Origin of the sequence: Streptomyces eurythermus, from assembly GCF_014649115.1 — a bacterium.
Taxonomy (GTDB): Bacteria; Actinomycetota; Actinomycetes; order Streptomycetales; family Streptomycetaceae; genus Streptomyces; species Streptomyces eurythermus.
This window is the reverse complement of the sequence record NZ_BMSK01000037.1, coordinates 1-15512: the sequence shown is the minus strand read 5'-3', so window position 1 is coordinate 15512 and position 15512 is coordinate 1. Positions and strand designations below refer to the sequence as shown.

The following is a 15512-nucleotide window of genomic DNA, read 5'->3' as shown; positions in this document are numbered from 1 at the left end:
CTGACGGGGCACGCGAAAGCCCCCGGCGCTCACCGGCACCGGGGGCTTTCGTACGGGGGTCACGCCTGCGGCAGCTTCTCCAGCTGGGCGGTGATGCGGGCGATGTCCTCGTCCGCCTTGGCCAGGCGGGTGCGGATCTTGTCCACGACGTGGTCCGGGGCCTTGGCGAGGAACGCCTCGTTGCCGAGCTTGGCCTCGGCCTGCTGGCGCTCCTTCTGGGCCGCCGCCAGATCCTTCGCCAGGCGCTTGCGCTCCGCTGCGACGTCGATCGTGCCGGAGAGGTCGAGCGCGACCTCCGCGCCCGCCACCGGCAGGGTCGCCGTGGCCGTGAAGGACTCCCCCTCGGGCTGGAGCCGCAGCAGCTGGCGGATGGCCGCCTCGTGCGGGGCGAGGGCCGTGCCGTCGAGGGACAGCCGGGCCGGGACCCGCTGGCCGGGCTGGAGGCCCTGGTCGGCGCGGAAGCGGCGGACCTCGGTGATGACCGACTGGAGGGTGGAGATCTCCTGCTCGGCCGCCGCGTCCCGGAAGCCGCTGTCGGTCGGCCAGTCGGCGATCACGACCGACTCGCCGCCGGTCAGCGTGGTCCACAGGGTCTCCGTGACGAACGGGACCACCGGGTGCAGCAGCCTCAGCGTGACGTCGAGGACCTCGCCGAGGACCCGCTTGCCGACCTCGGCCTGCTCGCCGCCCGCCTGGAAGACGGTCTTGGACAGCTCCACGTACCAGTCGAAGACCTCGTCCCACGCGAAGTGGAAGAGGGCGTCGGAGAGCTTGGCGAACTGGAAGTCGTCGTAGTAGGCGTCGACTTCGGCGACGACCGAGTTCAGGCGGGAGAGGATCCAGCGGTCGGTCGCGGACATCTTCGCCGGGTCCGGCAGCGGGCCCTGGACCGTCGCGCCGTTCATCAGCGCGAAGCGGGTCGCGTTCCAGATCTTGTTGGCGAAGTTGCGCGAGCCTTGGACCCAGTCCTCGCCGATCGGCACGTCCACGCCCGGGTTGGCGCCGCGGGCCAGGGTGAAGCGCAGGGCGTCGGAGCCGTACTTGTCCATCCAGTCCAGCGGGTTGACCGCGTTGCCGAAGGACTTCGACATCTTCTTGCCGAACTGGTCGCGGACCATGCCGTGCAGGGCGATGGTGTGGAACGGCGGGGTGCCGTCCATCGCGTACAGGCCGAACATCATCATCCGGGCGACCCAGAAGAAGAGGATGTCGTAGCCGGTGACCAGGACGGAGTTCGGGTAGAACTTCGCGAGCGAGTCGGTCCGCTCGGGCCAGCCGAGGGTGGAGAACGGCCACAGGCCGGAGGAGAACCAGGTGTCGAGGACGTCGGTGTCCTGGTGCCAGCCCTCGCCGCTCGGCGGTTCCTCGTCGGGGCCGACGCAGACGACCTCGCCGTTCGGGCCGTACCAGACCGGGATGCGGTGGCCCCACCACAGCTGGCGCGAGATGCACCAGTCGTGGAGGTTGTCGACCCAGTCGAAGTACCGCTTCTCCATCTCCTGCGGATGGATCTTGACCTTGCCGTCGCGGACGGCGTCGCCGGCGGCCTTGGCCAGCGGGCCGACCTTCACCCACCACTGCATGGACAGGCGCGGCTCGATGGTGGTCTTGCAGCGCGAGCAGTGGCCGACGGAGTGGACGTAGGGCCGCTTCTCGGCGACGATCCGGCCCTCGGCGCGCAGCGCGCCGACGATCGCCGAGCGGGCCTCCAGGCGGTCCATGCCCTGGAAGGGGCCGTGCACGGTGATGACGGCGTGCTCGTCCATCACCGTGATGGACGGCAGGTCGTGGCGCTGGCCGATCTCGAAGTCGTTCGGGTCGTGGGCCGGGGTGACCTTGACGGCACCCGTGCCGAACTCGGGGTCGACGTGGGTGTCGGCGACGACCGGGATGGAGCGGTCGGTCAGCGGGAGCCGGATGAGCTTGCCGACGAGGTGCTTGTAGCGCTCGTCGTCGGGGTGGACGGCGACGGCCGTGTCACCGAGCATCGTCTCGGCGCGGGTGGTGGCCACGACGATGGAGTCCTCCCCGTCGCCATAGCGCATGGAGACCAGCTCGCCGTCGTCGTCCTGGTACTCCACCTCGATGTCCGAGATGGCCGTCAGACAGCGCGGGCACCAGTTGATGATGCGCTCGGCGCGGTAGATCAGCTCGTCGTCGTAGAGCTTCTTGAAGATGGTCTGGACGGCCTGGGACAGGCCCTCGTCCATGGTGAAGCGCTCGCGGGACCAGGCGACGCCGTCGCCGAGGCGGCGCATCTGGCCGCTGATCTGGCCGCCGGACTCGGCCTTCCACTGCCAGACGCGCTCCACGAAGGCCTCGCGGCCCAGGTCGTGGCGGGACTTGCCCTCCTTGGCCAGCTCGCGCTCGACCACGTTCTGCGTGGCGATGCCGGCGTGGTCCATGCCGGGCTGCCACAGCGTCTCGTAGCCCTGCATGCGCTTGCGGCGGGTGAGCGCGTCGATCAGGGTGTGCTCGAAGGCGTGCCCGAGGTGCAGGCTGCCGGTGACGTTCGGCGGCGGGATGACGATGGTGTACGGCGGCTTGTCGCTCTTGGCGTCCGCGTCGAAGTAACCCCGCTCTACCCAGCGCTCGTACAACGGCCCCTCTACATCGGCCGGCGCGTACTGGGTCGGCAGTTCGGTGTCGGGCGCTGGGGGCTGCTGCTGAGCGTTGTCGGTCACGGTGGTCAGTTTAGAGGTGTCACGGGGCGGTCCCGAAACGCGCGTGTTCTGTAACGGTGCGGCCCCCGGTGCCGGGCGTGTCCCGGACCTGGGCCAGGATGTCAGGAACACATAAGCTTCTGGAGGGGAACCCAGGAATGAGCAACAACCAGCCGGGCCCGTACGGCCAGCCGCCCCAGCAGCCGGGACCGTACGGCCAGCCGGGGCAGCCTGGGCCGTACGGCCAGCCGGGCCCCTACGGCCAGCAGCCGCAGGCTCCCCAGCCCGGCTACGGCTACCCCCAGCAGGCCCCTCCGGCGCCGCAGCCCGGATACGGCTACCCGCAGCAGGGCACGCCGCCGCAGGGCGCCCCGCAGGGCATGCCCCCGCAGCCCGGCCCGTACGGCCAGCAGCCGGCACCCTACGGCCAGCAGCCGAACCCCTACGGCCAGCAGCCCTACGGCGTCCCGCCGCAGCCGCCGCAGCCGGCCGGCGGGAAGAAGAAGACCGGTCTGATCATCGGCGCGGTGGCCGTGGTGGCCGCACTGGCGGTCGGCGGGTACTTCGTGCTCGGCGGCAGCAGCGGGGGCGGGGTCGCGGACGACGGCCCGCACAAGCTGACGACGCCGGCGACGGTGCTGACCGAGTACAAGAAGAAGGACGGCGACAGCGACACGATGACCAAGCAGGATCTGAAGGACGCCGAGAAGTGGGGCGTGCACGATCCGAAGGACGTCAGCGCGAAGTACGAGTCCGGCAACGACGACAACCCGCTGAGCAAGAAGATGATCCAGTTCGGCGGTGTGTACGGCACGATCGACGACCCCGAGAAGACCGTCGACGCGATGTTCGCCTACATGAAGACCAAGGCCCTGGAGGAGAAGGACAGCGAGGTCACCCTCACCGGCGAGCCGAAGGCGTACTCGCCGGCCGGGCTCGACGGCGCGGTCCTCAAGTGCCAGCAGGCCAGCGCCCCCACCGGCGCGAGCAACGGCGGGCCGAAGGACGTGACGATCAGCATCTGCATCTGGGGTGACCACAGCACCCTCGGCCTGGTCATGCCGGTGGACGTCGCCAACCTCGCGGCGGGCCGGAGCAGCGACCCGGCGGCCGACGCGGAACTCACCGCCAAGTTCCGCGGCGCGGTGCGCGTGAAGGCCTGACGGCTTCCGCTACGGACGAAGGGGCCCCGGTCGGTCGACCGGGGCCCCTTCGTCTACCGTGTGCGTCCGGCGGTCACGCCGTCTTCTGCTCCCCCGAACCCCGGCCGCGGGCGTCGCGCGGGATCAGGGTGGGGTTGACGTTGGAGAGGACCACGTCGGCGGTGATGACCACGCGGGCCACGTCCTTGCGGGACGGCACCTCGTACATCACGCCCTGGAGGACCTCCTCCATGATGGCGCGCAGGCCACGGGCACCGGTCTGGCGGAGGATGGCCTGGTCGGCGATGGCCTCCAGCGCCTCGCGCTCGAAGTCCAGCTCCACGCCGTCGAGTTCGAACAGGCGCTGGTACTGCTTGACCAGGGCGTTGCGCGGCTCGACCAGGATCTTCAGCAGCGCCTCGCGGTCCAGGTTGTGCACGGACGTGATCACGGGGAGCCGGCCGATGAACTCGGGGATCATGCCGAACTTGACCAGGTCCTCCGGCATGACGTCCTCGAAGACGTCCTTGGCCTCCAGCTCGCGCTTGGACAGGATCGTCGCGCCGAAGCCGATGCCCTTGGCGCCGGCCCGGGCCTCGATGATCTTCTCCAGGCCCGCGAAGGCACCGCCCACGATGAACAGCACGTTCGTCGTGTCGATCTGGATGAACTCCTGGTGCGGGTGCTTGCGGCCGCCCTGCGGCGGGACCGAGGCCGTCGTCCCCTCCAGGATCTTCAGCAGCGCCTGCTGGACGCCCTCGCCGCTCACGTCCCGGGTGATCGACGGGTTCTCGCTCTTGCGGGCGACCTTGTCGATCTCGTCGATGTAGATGATCCCGGTCTCGGCCTTCTTGACGTCGTAGTCCGCCGCCTGGATCAGCTTCAGCAGGATGTTCTCGACGTCCTCGCCGACATAGCCCGCCTCGGTCAGCGCCGTGGCGTCGGCGATCGCGAACGGGACGTTCAGCATGCGCGCCAGGGTCTGCGCCAGCAGGGTCTTGCCGGAGCCGGTGGGGCCGAGCAGCAGGATGTTGGACTTCGCCAGTTCGATCGCGTCGTCCCGGCCGCTCGCGCCGCCGTTCTCGCCCGCCTGGACCCGCTTGTAGTGGTTGTACACCGCGACCGAGAGGGCCTTCTTGGCGGCCTCCTGGCCGACCACGTAGCCCTCGAGGAACTCGTAGATCTCGCGCGGCTTGGGAAGCTCCTCCCAGCGCACCTCGCTGGTCTCCGCGAGCTCTTCCTCGATGATCTCGTTACAGAGATCGATGCACTCGTCGCAGATGTACACACCGGGCCCTGCGATGAGCTTCTTGACCTGCTTCTGGCTCTTGCCGCAGAACGAGCACTTGAGCAGATCGCCGCCGTCACCGATGCGTGCCACGGTGTGCTTCCCCTTCGCCTGGGAGACGCCTGGACGTCGTGAGTCCAGCGGCTCCTGGTGCTGCCTTATGTCCGACGGTACCTTGCCGGGCCCGGTGTTCGGGCCCCCCTTGGCAGGGTTCACTTTGCCGTGCGCCGTGCCAAGGGGGGCTCGGAGTGCCGCGTTCCGCGTCAGCGGACGGCGGCGTTGTTCAGCTTGCGGGTGGAGATGATCTGGTCGACGAGGCCGTACTCCAGCGCCTCCTCGGCCGTGAGGATCTTGTCGCGCTCGATGTCCTCGCGGACCTTCTCGAGCGGCCGGTTCGAGTGCTTGGCCAGCATGTTCTCCAGCTGCTCGCGCATCCGGGTGAACTCGTTGGCGATGATCTCGAGGTCGGAGAGCTGACCGCGGCCGGTGGAACCGGCCGGCTGGTGGATCAGCACCCGGGAGTTCGGCAGCGCCATGCGCTTGCCGGGCGTGCCGGCGGCCAGCAGGATGGCCGCGGCGGAGGCCGCCTGACCCATGCAGACCGTCTGGATGTCGGGCTTCACGAACTGCATCGTGTCGTAGATCGCCGTCAGCGCGGTCATGTCGCCGCCGGGGCTGTTGATGTAGATCGAGATGTCCCGGTCGGGGTCCATCGACTCCAGGCACAGCAGCTGCGCCATGACGTCGTTGGCGGAGGCGTCGTCGATCTGGACGCCCAGGAAGATCACGCGCTCCTCGAAGAGCTTCGCGTACGGGTCGTACTCGCGGATGCCCTGGGAGGTGCGCTCGACGAAGCGCGGGATGACGTAGCGGCTGTCGGGCCGGGGGCCCTCGTACATGCCGCTGGCGGCGCCGGGGAAGTTGCTCATGGGGTTCACCGTCCTGGTGGCGTTCGGGGGGCTGGTGTCTCGGCGGTGCGTGGCGTGGCCGGGCCGGTCAGGCACCGGTGCCGCCGCCTCCCGGAACACCCGAGGCGTGCGTGATGATCTCGTCAATGAGACCGTACTCCTTGGCCTCTTCCGGGGTGAACCAGCGGTCGCGGTCGCCGTCGCGGATGATCGTCTCGACGGACTGACCGGAGTGGAACGCGGTCAGCTCCGACATGCGCTTCTTGGTGCGCATCAGGTACTCGGCCTGGATCTTGATGTCCGAGACCGTACCGCCGAGGCCGGCGGAGCCCTGGTGCATCATGATGTCCGCGTGCGGCAGGGCGAAGCGCTTGCCGGCGCTGCCGCCGGTGAGCAGGAACTGGCCCATCGAGGCCGCCATGCCCATCGCGATGGTGACCACGTCGTTCGGGATGTACTGCATGGTGTCGTAGATCGCCATGCCGGCCGTCACCGAGCCGCCGGGGCTGTTGATGTAGAGGTAGATGTCCTTGTCCGGATCGGCGGCAAGGAGCAGCAGCTGCGCCGTGATCTTGTTGGCGATGTCGTCGTCAACCTGCTGGCCGAGGAAGATGATCCGCTCGTTGAGCAGCCGGTTGTAGACCTGGTCGCCGAGGCCACCACCGATGGAAGGCTCGCCGGCGGCGGAGGGCATCAGATTCGTCACGTATCCACCTGCTCGTCTTACGACGGCGCCGGGCCGTCTCACGTCGTCCTGCCGGAGGCTTGGCGGGGGGTTTCAGGAGACTCCCCTGCCCCCGTATTCATGGACCCTAACGCTCAGCCTCCTTCGGGGAATCCCGGAGATGGGAGTGTTCGCCGGGGGCGTAGCGCGGGGGGCTTTCGCCGGACATCGGGCGGGGGCGGTGCGGCGGTCGTCGGGGCGCGCCCGCGCTCCTCGGGCCGGCCGCGGGCCCCGGTGTACGCCAACGGGCCCCGGGGACAGTCCCCGGGGCCCGCTCTACGGCCTTACCGGCGCCGCAGGGCTCGCGCCCCTCAGCCCTCGGACTTCTCCTCGGAGGTCTCCGACGCCTCGGCGGCCTCGGTCTCCTCCTCCTCGTCGTCCAGGTTGACGACCTCGCCGTTGGTGTCCTTCACCGTGGCGGCCTCGACCACGACGGCCAGGGCCTTGCCGCGGGCGACCTCACCGACCAGGAGCGGAACCTGGCCGCCCTCGACGACGGCCTGGGCGAACTGGTCGGGGGACATGCCGGAGGAGGCGGCGCGCCGCATGAGGTGCTCGGTGAGCTCCTCCTGGTTGACGTTGAGCTGCTCCTTCTTGACCAGCTCGTCCAGGACGAACTGGGTCTTGATGCCCTTGACCGCCGCCTCGCGGGTCTCGGTCTCGAACTCCTCGGCGGTCTTGCCCTGGATCTCCAGGTACTTGTCGAGGGTGAGGCCCATCTGGGCGAGCTGGTGGTGCTCCAGGTTGTGCTTGCGGGTGTTGATCTCGTCCTCGAGCAGCTTCTCGGGGACGGGGACCTCCACCAGCTCCAGCAGCTTCTCCAGGACGCGCTCCTGGGCCTGCGTGGCCTGGTCGAACTGCTTCATGTTGGCGAGGCGCTTGCGGCTGTCCGCCTTCAGCTCCTCCAGGGTGTCGAACTCGGAGGCGAGCTGCGCGAAGTCGTCGTCCAGCTCGGGCAGTTCCCGCTTGGCGACCTGGGTGACCTTGACGGTGACCTCGGCCTCCTTGCCGGCGGCGGAGCCGCCCTTCAGCTCGGAGGTGAAGGTGGCCTCGCCACCGGCCTCCAGGCCCTTCACGGCCTCGTCGATGCCCTCCAGCAGCTCACCGGAGCCGATGGTGTAGGACACGCCGTTGGCGATGCCGTCCTCCAGGACCTCGCCGTCGACCTTGGCCTCCAGGTCGATCGTGACGACGTCGCCCTCCTCGGCCGCGCGCTCGACCGGGGTGGTGGAGGCGAAGCGCTCACGGAGCTGCTCGACCGACTTCTCGACGTCCTCGTCGGTGACCTCGACGGCGTCGACCTCGACCTCGATGCCGGAGTAGTCCGGGATCTCGAGGGCCGGGCGGACGTCGACCTCGGCGGTGAAGTTCAGCGTCTCGCCGTCCTTCAGCTCCGTGATGTCGACCTCGGGCTGGCCCAGCACGTTGAGCTCGGCCTCGTTGACCGCCTCGGTGTAGAACTTCGGCAGCGCGTCGTTGACGGCCTCCTCCAGCACCGCACCGCGGCCGAACCGCTGGTCGATCACGCGGGCCGGGATCTTGCCCTTGCGGAAGCCCTTCACCGTGACCTGCTGGTTGATCTTCTTGTACGCCGCGTCGAGGCTGTCCTTGAGCTCCTCGAAGGGCACCTCGACAGTGAGCCGAACCCGGGTCGGGTTCAGGGTCTCCACGGCGCTCTTCACGGTTCGGTCTCCTTGTGGCTGACTTCTTGGTTTCTGCCGGAGCCAGACAGGTCCGGCGGATTCGCCGCCCGGACGAGTACGTAGGCCGTGAGGGCCAGGACACACGGGCGCGCAGCTTGCATAGTAACCGCAGCGGGTCGGCGCCCCAAAAGGCGATCTTCTCGGGTCGTGTGCCGGTGGTCGGGGTGGCGGGATTTGAACCCACGGCCTTCCGCTCCCAAAGCGGACGCGCTACCAAGCTGCGCCACACCCCGTCTGGTGTGCGACACGTAGGGTACATGCCCCGGCCGTTCGCGTCGGCCGGATTATGCGCGACAACACGCGGGCGGACGCGCGGGGCCGTACGGGGGCGCCCCCGCTCGACACCATCCCGCCCTCCGGCGCCGTCATGACGGAAGCCGTTGGCCTCGACGGCGGGCGACCCGCTACGATGCACTCCAGTGCCGCGGTCTCCGACCGGCGGCGCCGTGCTGCGGGCGTAGCTCAATGGTAGAGCCCTAGTCTTCCAAACTAGCTACGCGGGTTCGATTCCCGTCGCCCGCTCTGGATGCCGAAGGCCCAGGTGAGAGGTTGTTCTCCTCTCCCTGGGCCTTCAGCCGTTCCGGGGACCGTTCAGCGCTCCGTGTCCCCCGCGTGCCCACGAGGGGTTGCCGCTCGCGGGTCCGGAACGGTGGGCTGAGGGGTGAAGCGACTCGCCCGGGAGCTGCCGCCCGTTGGGCACGACCATCGACCTCGTCATAGGCGAAGTGCGTACGTGGCACCGGCAGCCGTGGATATGGGTGGACCTCACAGCACCCGAGCCCGGCGAAGGCTGACGATGCCCCCGGCGTGCCCGATGGGGCGGTGACCGACGGGGAGCAGCGGGGAACCACGGCGCGCGTACGCGATCTTCCGAGCCAGCTACGCGGGTTCGGTTACCGTCGCCCGCTCTGATCGGTCCGGGGCCGGGCGGAGGTGGCGATCTCCTGCCTGGTCCCGGGTCGTTTTCGTACGCTCGCCGTCATGACGAGCCCTTTGACTCCCGATGATCACATCGCCGACCGGGCTGCCTTCGTCGCCTCCCTCTCGCGTCTTCGCGCGGACTACGAGGTCAACGGTCCGCAGTGGGAGAACCCGACGCTGGACGGGTTCCTGGAGGCGCTCGAAGCCTGGGTCGACGGGTCCGCGGCCTGGTACCGGAACTTCGGGCACGAGATGCCGGCCGACGGCGACTGGACCTTCTTCGCCCGCGCCCTGACCGCCGCCCGGATCTACGAATAGGCATGCCCGCCCCCTCGGCGACCGGGCGGCCGGTGGGTGTGGCGGGTGGCGGCTCGGTGGGGGCGGGCTTCGGCGGGTCAGAACCTGATCGAGTTGATGGAGTCCGCTATCGAGTTCAGGAAGCGGGTGAGCGGCGGGGCCATGCCGGTGGAGGCCAGGAAGAAGCCGAAGAGGATCGCGACGATGGCGGGGCCGGCCTTGAGGTTCCCCCCTCGGATCAGGACCACCAGGATGACCGCCAACAACAGCACCACGGACAGTGAAATGGCCACTACTGATCCCACCCTCGGTCGGTCCGCTCTCCCGGCCCGGAGGTACGGCCCGCGCACCCCCGCCAGGGACATCGTGCCACCAACGAGGCCCGCGTATGCGGCCGATGACGAATCATCGGACACCGATGCCCGCCGCGGGCGATCCACCGCACAGTAATTCGATCAAGCACCCACGCGCGGCTCACCACGGAATTACCCGACTTCGTTTCCACCTCCACACATCTCATGCCCAGGTAATTCGAATTGATGACACAGGAACGATGTATGCCCCCTTTAGTCGGGATGAATCGGGACATTACGCGGGTGTTCGGGCTCGATAACCGGTAATCATTGCGGGGGTTTTACGAAATGCGGCGGGCGCCGTTAGGGTGCCTGAGATGTTTGACGCCGCCTTCTCCCCCGGCCCGAACCGCAGCCCGCTCCCCCTGGCCCAGCCGCCGGTGAACGGAGTGCCCGCCCCGCGTCCCCCGGTGGACGCGCGGGAGCGGCAGGCGGCGCCGGACAGACCCGGACGGCGGCGCGACGCGTTCTTCGACAATGCCAAGTACCTGGCCATCGTGCTCGTGGCAATGGGTCATGCATGGGAGCCGCTGAAAGAGGGAAGCCGGATCCTGGAGACCGTGTACACCGTCGTGTACACCTTCCATATGCCGGCGTTCATCATCGTCTCCGGCTTCTTCTCACGTCATTTCGACATGCGCCCGCACCGGCTGAAGCGGCTGATCACCGGGGTCGCCGTGCCGTACGTCCTGTTCGAAACGGCGTACACGCTCTTCCGGAACCTGATCAACGGCTCGCACGCGGACATCAGCCTGCTCGATCCCTGGTATCTGACCTGGTTCCTGGTCGCGTTGTTCGTCTGGCGGCTGACCACTCCGCTGTGGCAGCTGGTGCGTCATCCGCTCCCGCTGGCCATCGGCGTCGCGATGCTGGCGTCCGTCAGCCCGGACATCGGCGACGACCTCGACCTGCGGCGCGTCCTGCAGTTCCTGCCGTACTTCGTACTCGGTCTGTGCCTGCGGCCCGAGCACTTCGAGCCGCTGCGCCGCCGCGCGGTGCGGATCGCCGCGGTGCCGGTGTTCGCGGCGGCGCTCGCGGTCGGCTGGTGGGCGGTGCCGCGCATGAACACCGGGTGGTTCGCCCACAGCGAGTCGGCGCAGGAGCTGGGCGCCCCCTGGTGGTGCGGCCCGGTGATGACGCTCGCGCTGATGGGCTGCTCGCTGCTGCTGACGGCCTGCTTCTTCGCGTGGGTGCCACGCCGGACGACGTGGTTCACCCGGCTCGGCGCGGGCACCCTCTACGGCTATCTGCTGCACGGCTTCCTGATGAAGCTCGGTGACTACCGCGGCTGGTTCGAGCACCCCTGGCTGCACCGGCCGGCCGGCGTGCTCCTGGTGACCGTGCTCGCCGCGGCCGCCGTCACGGTGCTGTGCACCCGGCCGGTGCGGCGGGTCTTCCGCTTCGCGGTGGAGCCGCGGATGGAGTGGGCGTTCCGGCAGGACGCGGCCGAGCAGGCCCGCAGCCGCAACCGGCAAGGGCGACGGCAGCAGGAGAGCGTCGGTGTCTAGGCGGACGGGCCTCCGTCACGGTGCGGGCCGAGAAGTGCCCGCATCCGCTCGTACTTCCCGGTCAGCCGGGTCCGGACCGGTTCGGGGAGGACGGCGAGGCGGTCCGGGTCGGCGTTGTGCGCGAGGTCGGCCTCCTTCACCAGCGGGGCGCCCGGGGTGGCGAGGATCCGGGCGGCGTACGCCTCCTGGGACTCCCCCGGCGCTCTGGTGAGGGCCCGCACGATGGCCTTGGTCCGCGCGGTGAGGCCGGCCGCCGCCAGCCACTCCTCGCCGAGCACGGCGTCCTCCACGGCGTCGTGCAGCCAGGCCGCCGCGATCTGGTCCGGGTCGCCGCCCCGGGCGCGCACCCCCTCGGCCACGGCCGCCAGGTGCTCGGCGTACGGCCGTCCGGCCTTGTCGGTCCGGCCGTCGTGGGCGGCACGGGCGAGCGTCTCGACCTCGGCGAGGGTGAGCAGGGGCATGCCCTCAGTGTGCCCTGCGGCGGGACGGGGCCGGCTCAGCGGGCCGCGGACGTCTCGCGGCAGATCAGCAGCAGGGCCCGGTCGTCGTTGACGTCCTTGGCGACCGCTTCGATGAGGTGCCAGGCGGCGCCGTGGAAGCCGCCCGGCACATAGCGGTCGGCCTCGCCGGTGAGCCGGTCGATGCCCTCCACGATGTCCCGCTCGGCGGTCTCCACCAACCCGTCTGTGAACAGCATCAACACGTCCCCGGGCCGTAGCGAGCCCTTCACGGGGTCGAACTGGGCGCCGTCGTACACACCGAGCAGCGGGCCCTCGGCGGCCTTCTCCTCCCAGCGTCCGCTGCCCGCGCTGAGCTGGAGCCCCGGCGGATGGCCCGCGGAGTACAGCTCGTAGTCCCCGGAGTCCAGGTCCAGCACCAGGTGGATGGAGGTGGCGAAGCCCTCCTCCCAGTCCTGGCGGAGCAGATAGCCGTTGGCGGCCGGCAGGAAGGCGTGCGGGGGCAGCGAGCCGAGCAGACCGCCGAAGGCGCCGGACAGCAGCAGGGCCCGCGAGCCCGCGTCCATGCCCTTGCCGGACACGTCGGTGAGGACGACCTCCAGCGTCCGGCCGCCGTTCGTACGGGCCGCGACGACGAAGTCGCCGGAGAAGGACTGCCCGCCCGCCGGCCGCAGCGCCATCTCGTGGTGCCAGCCCTTGGGCAGCTTCGGCAGCTTGCTCTGCACCCGGATCCGCTCGCGCAGGTCGAACAGCATCGTGCCGCCGCGCCGCCAGGGCACGCCGACCCGGCTGCGGAACTGCGCGGTCAGCAGCCCGAAGAAGCCGCACGCGGCGACCACCAGGACCACACCGGGGGTGACCCGGGAAGGGCCCTCGGTGTACGGGCCGAGCCGCACCGACTCCACGATCAGCGCGGTGGCCGCCGCCGCGTACAGCCCGAGCAGGCTCGCCGGGCGCAGCAGCAGTCCGCCGGCGACGATCGGCAGCACCAGGCTCGCCGGGGACCACCACACCGGGTCGAACAGGGTCATGGCCGCGAGGAGCGGGACGGTCAGCAGCAGTCCGGCGAAGGCGATCCAGTCGGAGCCGTCGCCGCGGAAGTAGTCCACGGCGCTTTTGCGCAGCCCGACGCGGGCCCGGTGCCACCGCTTCTTGCACCGGGCCGTGAACGTGTCGGCCTTCGCGCGCCGCTGTCGTCCTGCTGCCATCAGTTCGGGACCCTATCCAGCGGACCCGCCGCTTGGCACGGGAGGTCCCACTTGTCCCCCGTGCGGGATTCCGCTTCGCCGCGCGCACGCCGGGCCGCGCGGCGCCCGCGCCGGGGGAAATTCACTGGCCCGCCCCCCGGCGCGCTGATAGGCATGGCGCATGGGGACTGACCACGGAACCGAGTTGAGGCCGCTGCGCGAGGACGAGTGGGACGGGTGGTACGACGCCCTGTACCGGGCCTTCGGCGCCGGGCCGGTCTCGGGCGAGGAACGCGAGGCGGAGCGGGCGGTCACGGAGTTCGACCGCTCCCTGGCCGCCTGGGACGGGGACACGCTCATCGGCACGGCGGGCGCGTTCAGCTTCCGGCTGACCGTGCCGGGCGGGGCCTCGGTCCCCACCGCGGGGGTGACGATGGTGAGCGTCGCCGCCACCCACCGGCGGCGCGGGGTGCTGACCTCGATCATGCGCCGGCAGCTGGACGACTTCCACGCGCGGGGCGAACCGGTGGCCATGCTGACCGCGTCCGAGCCGGCCATCTACGGCCGCTTCGGCTACGGCGCCGCCACGTTCCGGATCAGCGCCGAGATCGACACCAGCCGGGTGACCCTGGCACTGCCCGCCGGCACCGACGAGGTCCGGGTGCGCTCCGCGGCGCCGGCGGACGTGCTGGACGCCTGCGAGGCGGTGTACGCGGCGCTGGTCCCGCGCCGGCCCGGCATGCTGGCCCGGCAGCCGAACTGGGAACGGGTCGCCCTGGCCGACCCGGAGCGCCACCGGGACGGGGGGCCGCCGTTGCAGTGCGTGGTCGCCGAACGGGACGGCGAGATCACCGGGTACGCCCGCTTCCACACCAAGGGTTCCTGGGACGACGGCGGTGCCCCCGCCGGCACGGTACGGCTGAGCGACCTGGCCGGCCTGGATCCGGCGACCGAGGCCGCGCTGTGGCGGTTCCTGTTCGGCATCGACCTGATGACGACGTTGTCGGTGCCGTCGCGGCCGGTGGACGACGCCCTGCGGTATCTGGTGTCCGACATCCGCCGCTGCGATCCGCGGCTGCGCGACGACGCCTACGTCCGGCTGGTGGACGTCGGCGCGGCGCTGTCGGCGCGCACGTACCAGGCGCCGGTGGACGTCGTGTTCGAGGTGGAGGACGCCTTCGGCCCGTGGAACGCGGGGCGCTGGCGGCTGACGGGCGACGCGAAGGGCGCGTCGTGCGAGCGTACGGCCGACGCGGCGGACCTCGCCCTGTCCGTACGGGAGCTGGGCTCGGCGTACCTCGGCGGGGTGTCCCTGCTGTCGCTGGCGGCGGCCGGGCGGGTACGGGAGCTGCGGCCGGGGGCGCTGACGGAGGCGTCGGTGGCTTTCGGCTCACCGCTCGCCCCGTGGCTGCCGCACGGTTTCTAGCCGCCGCTCACGCCTGCTGGCAGGTGGGGCACCAGAAGAGGTTGCGGGCGGCGAGGCCGGCGGTACGGATCTCGTCGCCGCAGATGTGGCAGGGCATGTTCGCGCGGCGGTAGACGTACACCTCTCCGCCGTGGTCGTCCACGCGGGGCGGGCGGCCCATCGCCTCCGGGGTGTGCTCGGGGCGGACGGTGTCGATCCGGTTGTTCCGCACGCCCTCGCGCATCAGATCGGCCAGGTCGGTCCAGATCGCGTCCCACTCGGCCGGGGTGATGTCGCGGCCGGGGCGGTAGGGGTCGATGCCGTGCCGGAACAGCACCTCGGCGCGGTAGACGTTGCCGACGCCGGCCACGATCTTCTGGTCCATGAGCAGGGCGGCGATCGTCGTACGGCTGCGGGAGATCCTGCGGTACGCGGCGGCCGGGTCGGCGTCCGCGCGCAGCGGGTCGGGGCCGAGCCGGTCGTGGATCTGCCCCTTCTCGGCGTCCGTGATCAGGGCGCAGGTGGTGGGGCCGCGCAGGTCCACGTACGACGTGTCGTTCGCCAGGCGGAGCCGGACGGTGTCCGCCGGCGGGGGCGCGGGGGCGTCGCCGAAGCCGACCTTGCCGAAGAGGCCGAGGTGGATGTGGACCCAGTCGGTGTCCCGGAACCCGAGGAAGAGGTGCTTGCCGTGGGCCTCGGTGGCGGTCAGCTCGCTACGGTCCAGCAGGGCGGCGGCGTCGGAGAACTTGCCCTGGGGGCTGGTGACGCGGGGCGCCGTACCCAGGAAGCGCCCGGCGTAGTCCTGGGCCAGCCGATGAATGGTGTGCCCTTCCGGCAAGGCGGGGTGTCCTTTCCTACGTCGTCTCCGCCCACCCGACTCGGTAGATCGAGGAGTGGGCTTCCAACGCCCCGGGGGTGGGAGGCGAAGGACATCGGGCGGGGCGGCCTGGGGGGG

Annotated in this window: 13 protein-coding genes and 2 tRNA genes; 5 read left to right on the top strand and 10 right to left on the bottom strand. The window is 70.4% G+C overall.

Features of this window, described 5'->3' with window-relative positions:
• Nucleotides 1-59: 59 nt before the first annotated feature.
• Nucleotides 60-2684 (bottom strand): valine--tRNA ligase, encoded by a 2625-nt coding sequence (locus tag IE251_RS39355; protein ID WP_189757744.1) that lies wholly within the window; start codon nt 2682-2684, stop codon nt 60-62.
• Between the two features lie 137 nt (nt 2685-2821).
• On the opposite strand from IE251_RS39355, the gene IE251_RS39350 reads away from it, so the two are divergent.
• Complete coding sequence (locus tag IE251_RS39350) at nt 2822-3826, top strand: hypothetical protein (protein WP_189757743.1); 1005 nt, start codon at nt 2822-2824, stop codon at nt 3824-3826.
• Nucleotides 3827-3899: 73 nt separating this feature from the next.
• Here IE251_RS39350 and clpX read toward each other — a convergent pair whose 3' ends face one another.
• From clpX to IE251_RS39325, 5 genes are all read right to left on the bottom strand, one after another.
• Nucleotides 3900-5186, bottom strand: a complete 1287-nt coding sequence (clpX, locus tag IE251_RS39345; RefSeq protein ID WP_014672712.1) for an ATP-dependent Clp protease ATP-binding subunit ClpX — start codon at nt 5184-5186, stop codon at nt 3900-3902.
• 170 nt (nt 5187-5356) lie between these two features.
• Nucleotides 5357-6022, bottom strand: coding sequence for an ATP-dependent Clp protease proteolytic subunit (locus IE251_RS39340; RefSeq protein ID WP_030608200.1), 666 nt, complete (start codon nt 6020-6022; stop codon nt 5357-5359).
• Nucleotides 6023-6089: 67 nt separating this feature from the next.
• Complete coding sequence (locus IE251_RS39335) at nt 6090-6695, bottom strand: ATP-dependent Clp protease proteolytic subunit (protein ID WP_030790409.1); 606 nt, start codon at nt 6693-6695, stop codon at nt 6090-6092.
• Nucleotides 6696-7036: 341 nt separating this feature from the next.
• On the bottom strand, nt 7037-8407 hold the full coding sequence (tig, locus tag IE251_RS39330) for a trigger factor (RefSeq protein WP_189757742.1): 1371 nt from the start codon (nt 8405-8407) through the stop codon (nt 7037-7039).
• Between the two features lie 177 nt (nt 8408-8584).
• Nucleotides 8585-8661 (bottom strand) — tRNA-Pro (locus IE251_RS39325).
• A gap of 218 nt (nt 8662-8879) precedes the next feature.
• Between IE251_RS39325 and IE251_RS39320 the strand changes: the two genes are divergently transcribed.
• Together IE251_RS39320 and IE251_RS39315 are read left to right on the top strand one after the other, a co-directional pair.
• Nucleotides 8880-8950 (top strand) — tRNA-Gly (locus tag IE251_RS39320).
• A gap of 459 nt (nt 8951-9409) precedes the next feature.
• A complete protein-coding gene (locus IE251_RS39315) occupies nt 9410-9667 on the top strand; it encodes a DUF7660 family protein (RefSeq protein WP_189757741.1) in 258 nt (85 codons plus the stop codon).
• A gap of 77 nt (nt 9668-9744) precedes the next feature.
• Here the strand turns inward: IE251_RS39315 and IE251_RS39310 are convergent, their stop codons facing one another.
• On the bottom strand, nt 9745-9939 hold the full coding sequence (locus IE251_RS39310; protein ID WP_030790404.1) for a hypothetical protein: 195 nt from the start codon (nt 9937-9939) through the stop codon (nt 9745-9747).
• 377 nt (nt 9940-10316) lie between these two features.
• On the opposite strand from IE251_RS39310, the gene IE251_RS39305 reads away from it, so the two are divergent.
• The gene (locus IE251_RS39305; RefSeq protein ID WP_189757740.1) at nt 10317-11507 is read left to right on the top strand and encodes an acyltransferase family protein; all 1191 of its coding nucleotides are present in this window, start codon (nt 10317-10319) and stop codon (nt 11505-11507) included.
• On the opposite strand, the gene IE251_RS39300 is transcribed toward IE251_RS39305, so the two are convergent.
• Nucleotides 11504-11968: an HD domain-containing protein gene (locus IE251_RS39300; protein ID WP_189757739.1), complete on the bottom strand. Its 465-nt coding sequence runs from the start codon at nt 11966-11968 to the stop codon at nt 11504-11506. The two genes, IE251_RS39305 and IE251_RS39300, sit on opposite strands and share 4 nt — an antisense overlap.
• Nucleotides 11969-12003: 35 nt before the next feature.
• A complete protein-coding gene (locus IE251_RS39295) occupies nt 12004-13173 on the bottom strand; it encodes a PP2C family protein-serine/threonine phosphatase (protein WP_189757738.1) in 1170 nt (389 codons plus the stop codon).
• A 160-nt stretch (nt 13174-13333) separates the two neighbouring features.
• On the opposite strand from IE251_RS39295, the gene IE251_RS39290 reads away from it, so the two are divergent.
• Nucleotides 13334-14578, top strand: a complete 1245-nt coding sequence (locus IE251_RS39290) for a GNAT family N-acetyltransferase (RefSeq protein ID WP_189757737.1) — start codon at nt 13334-13336, stop codon at nt 14576-14578.
• 7 nt (nt 14579-14585) lie between these two features.
• On the opposite strand, the gene IE251_RS39285 is transcribed toward IE251_RS39290, so the two are convergent.
• Nucleotides 14586-15395, bottom strand: a complete 810-nt coding sequence (locus IE251_RS39285; protein ID WP_189757736.1) for an Fpg/Nei family DNA glycosylase — start codon at nt 15393-15395, stop codon at nt 14586-14588.
• Between the last annotated feature and the right edge of the window lie 117 nt (nt 15396-15512).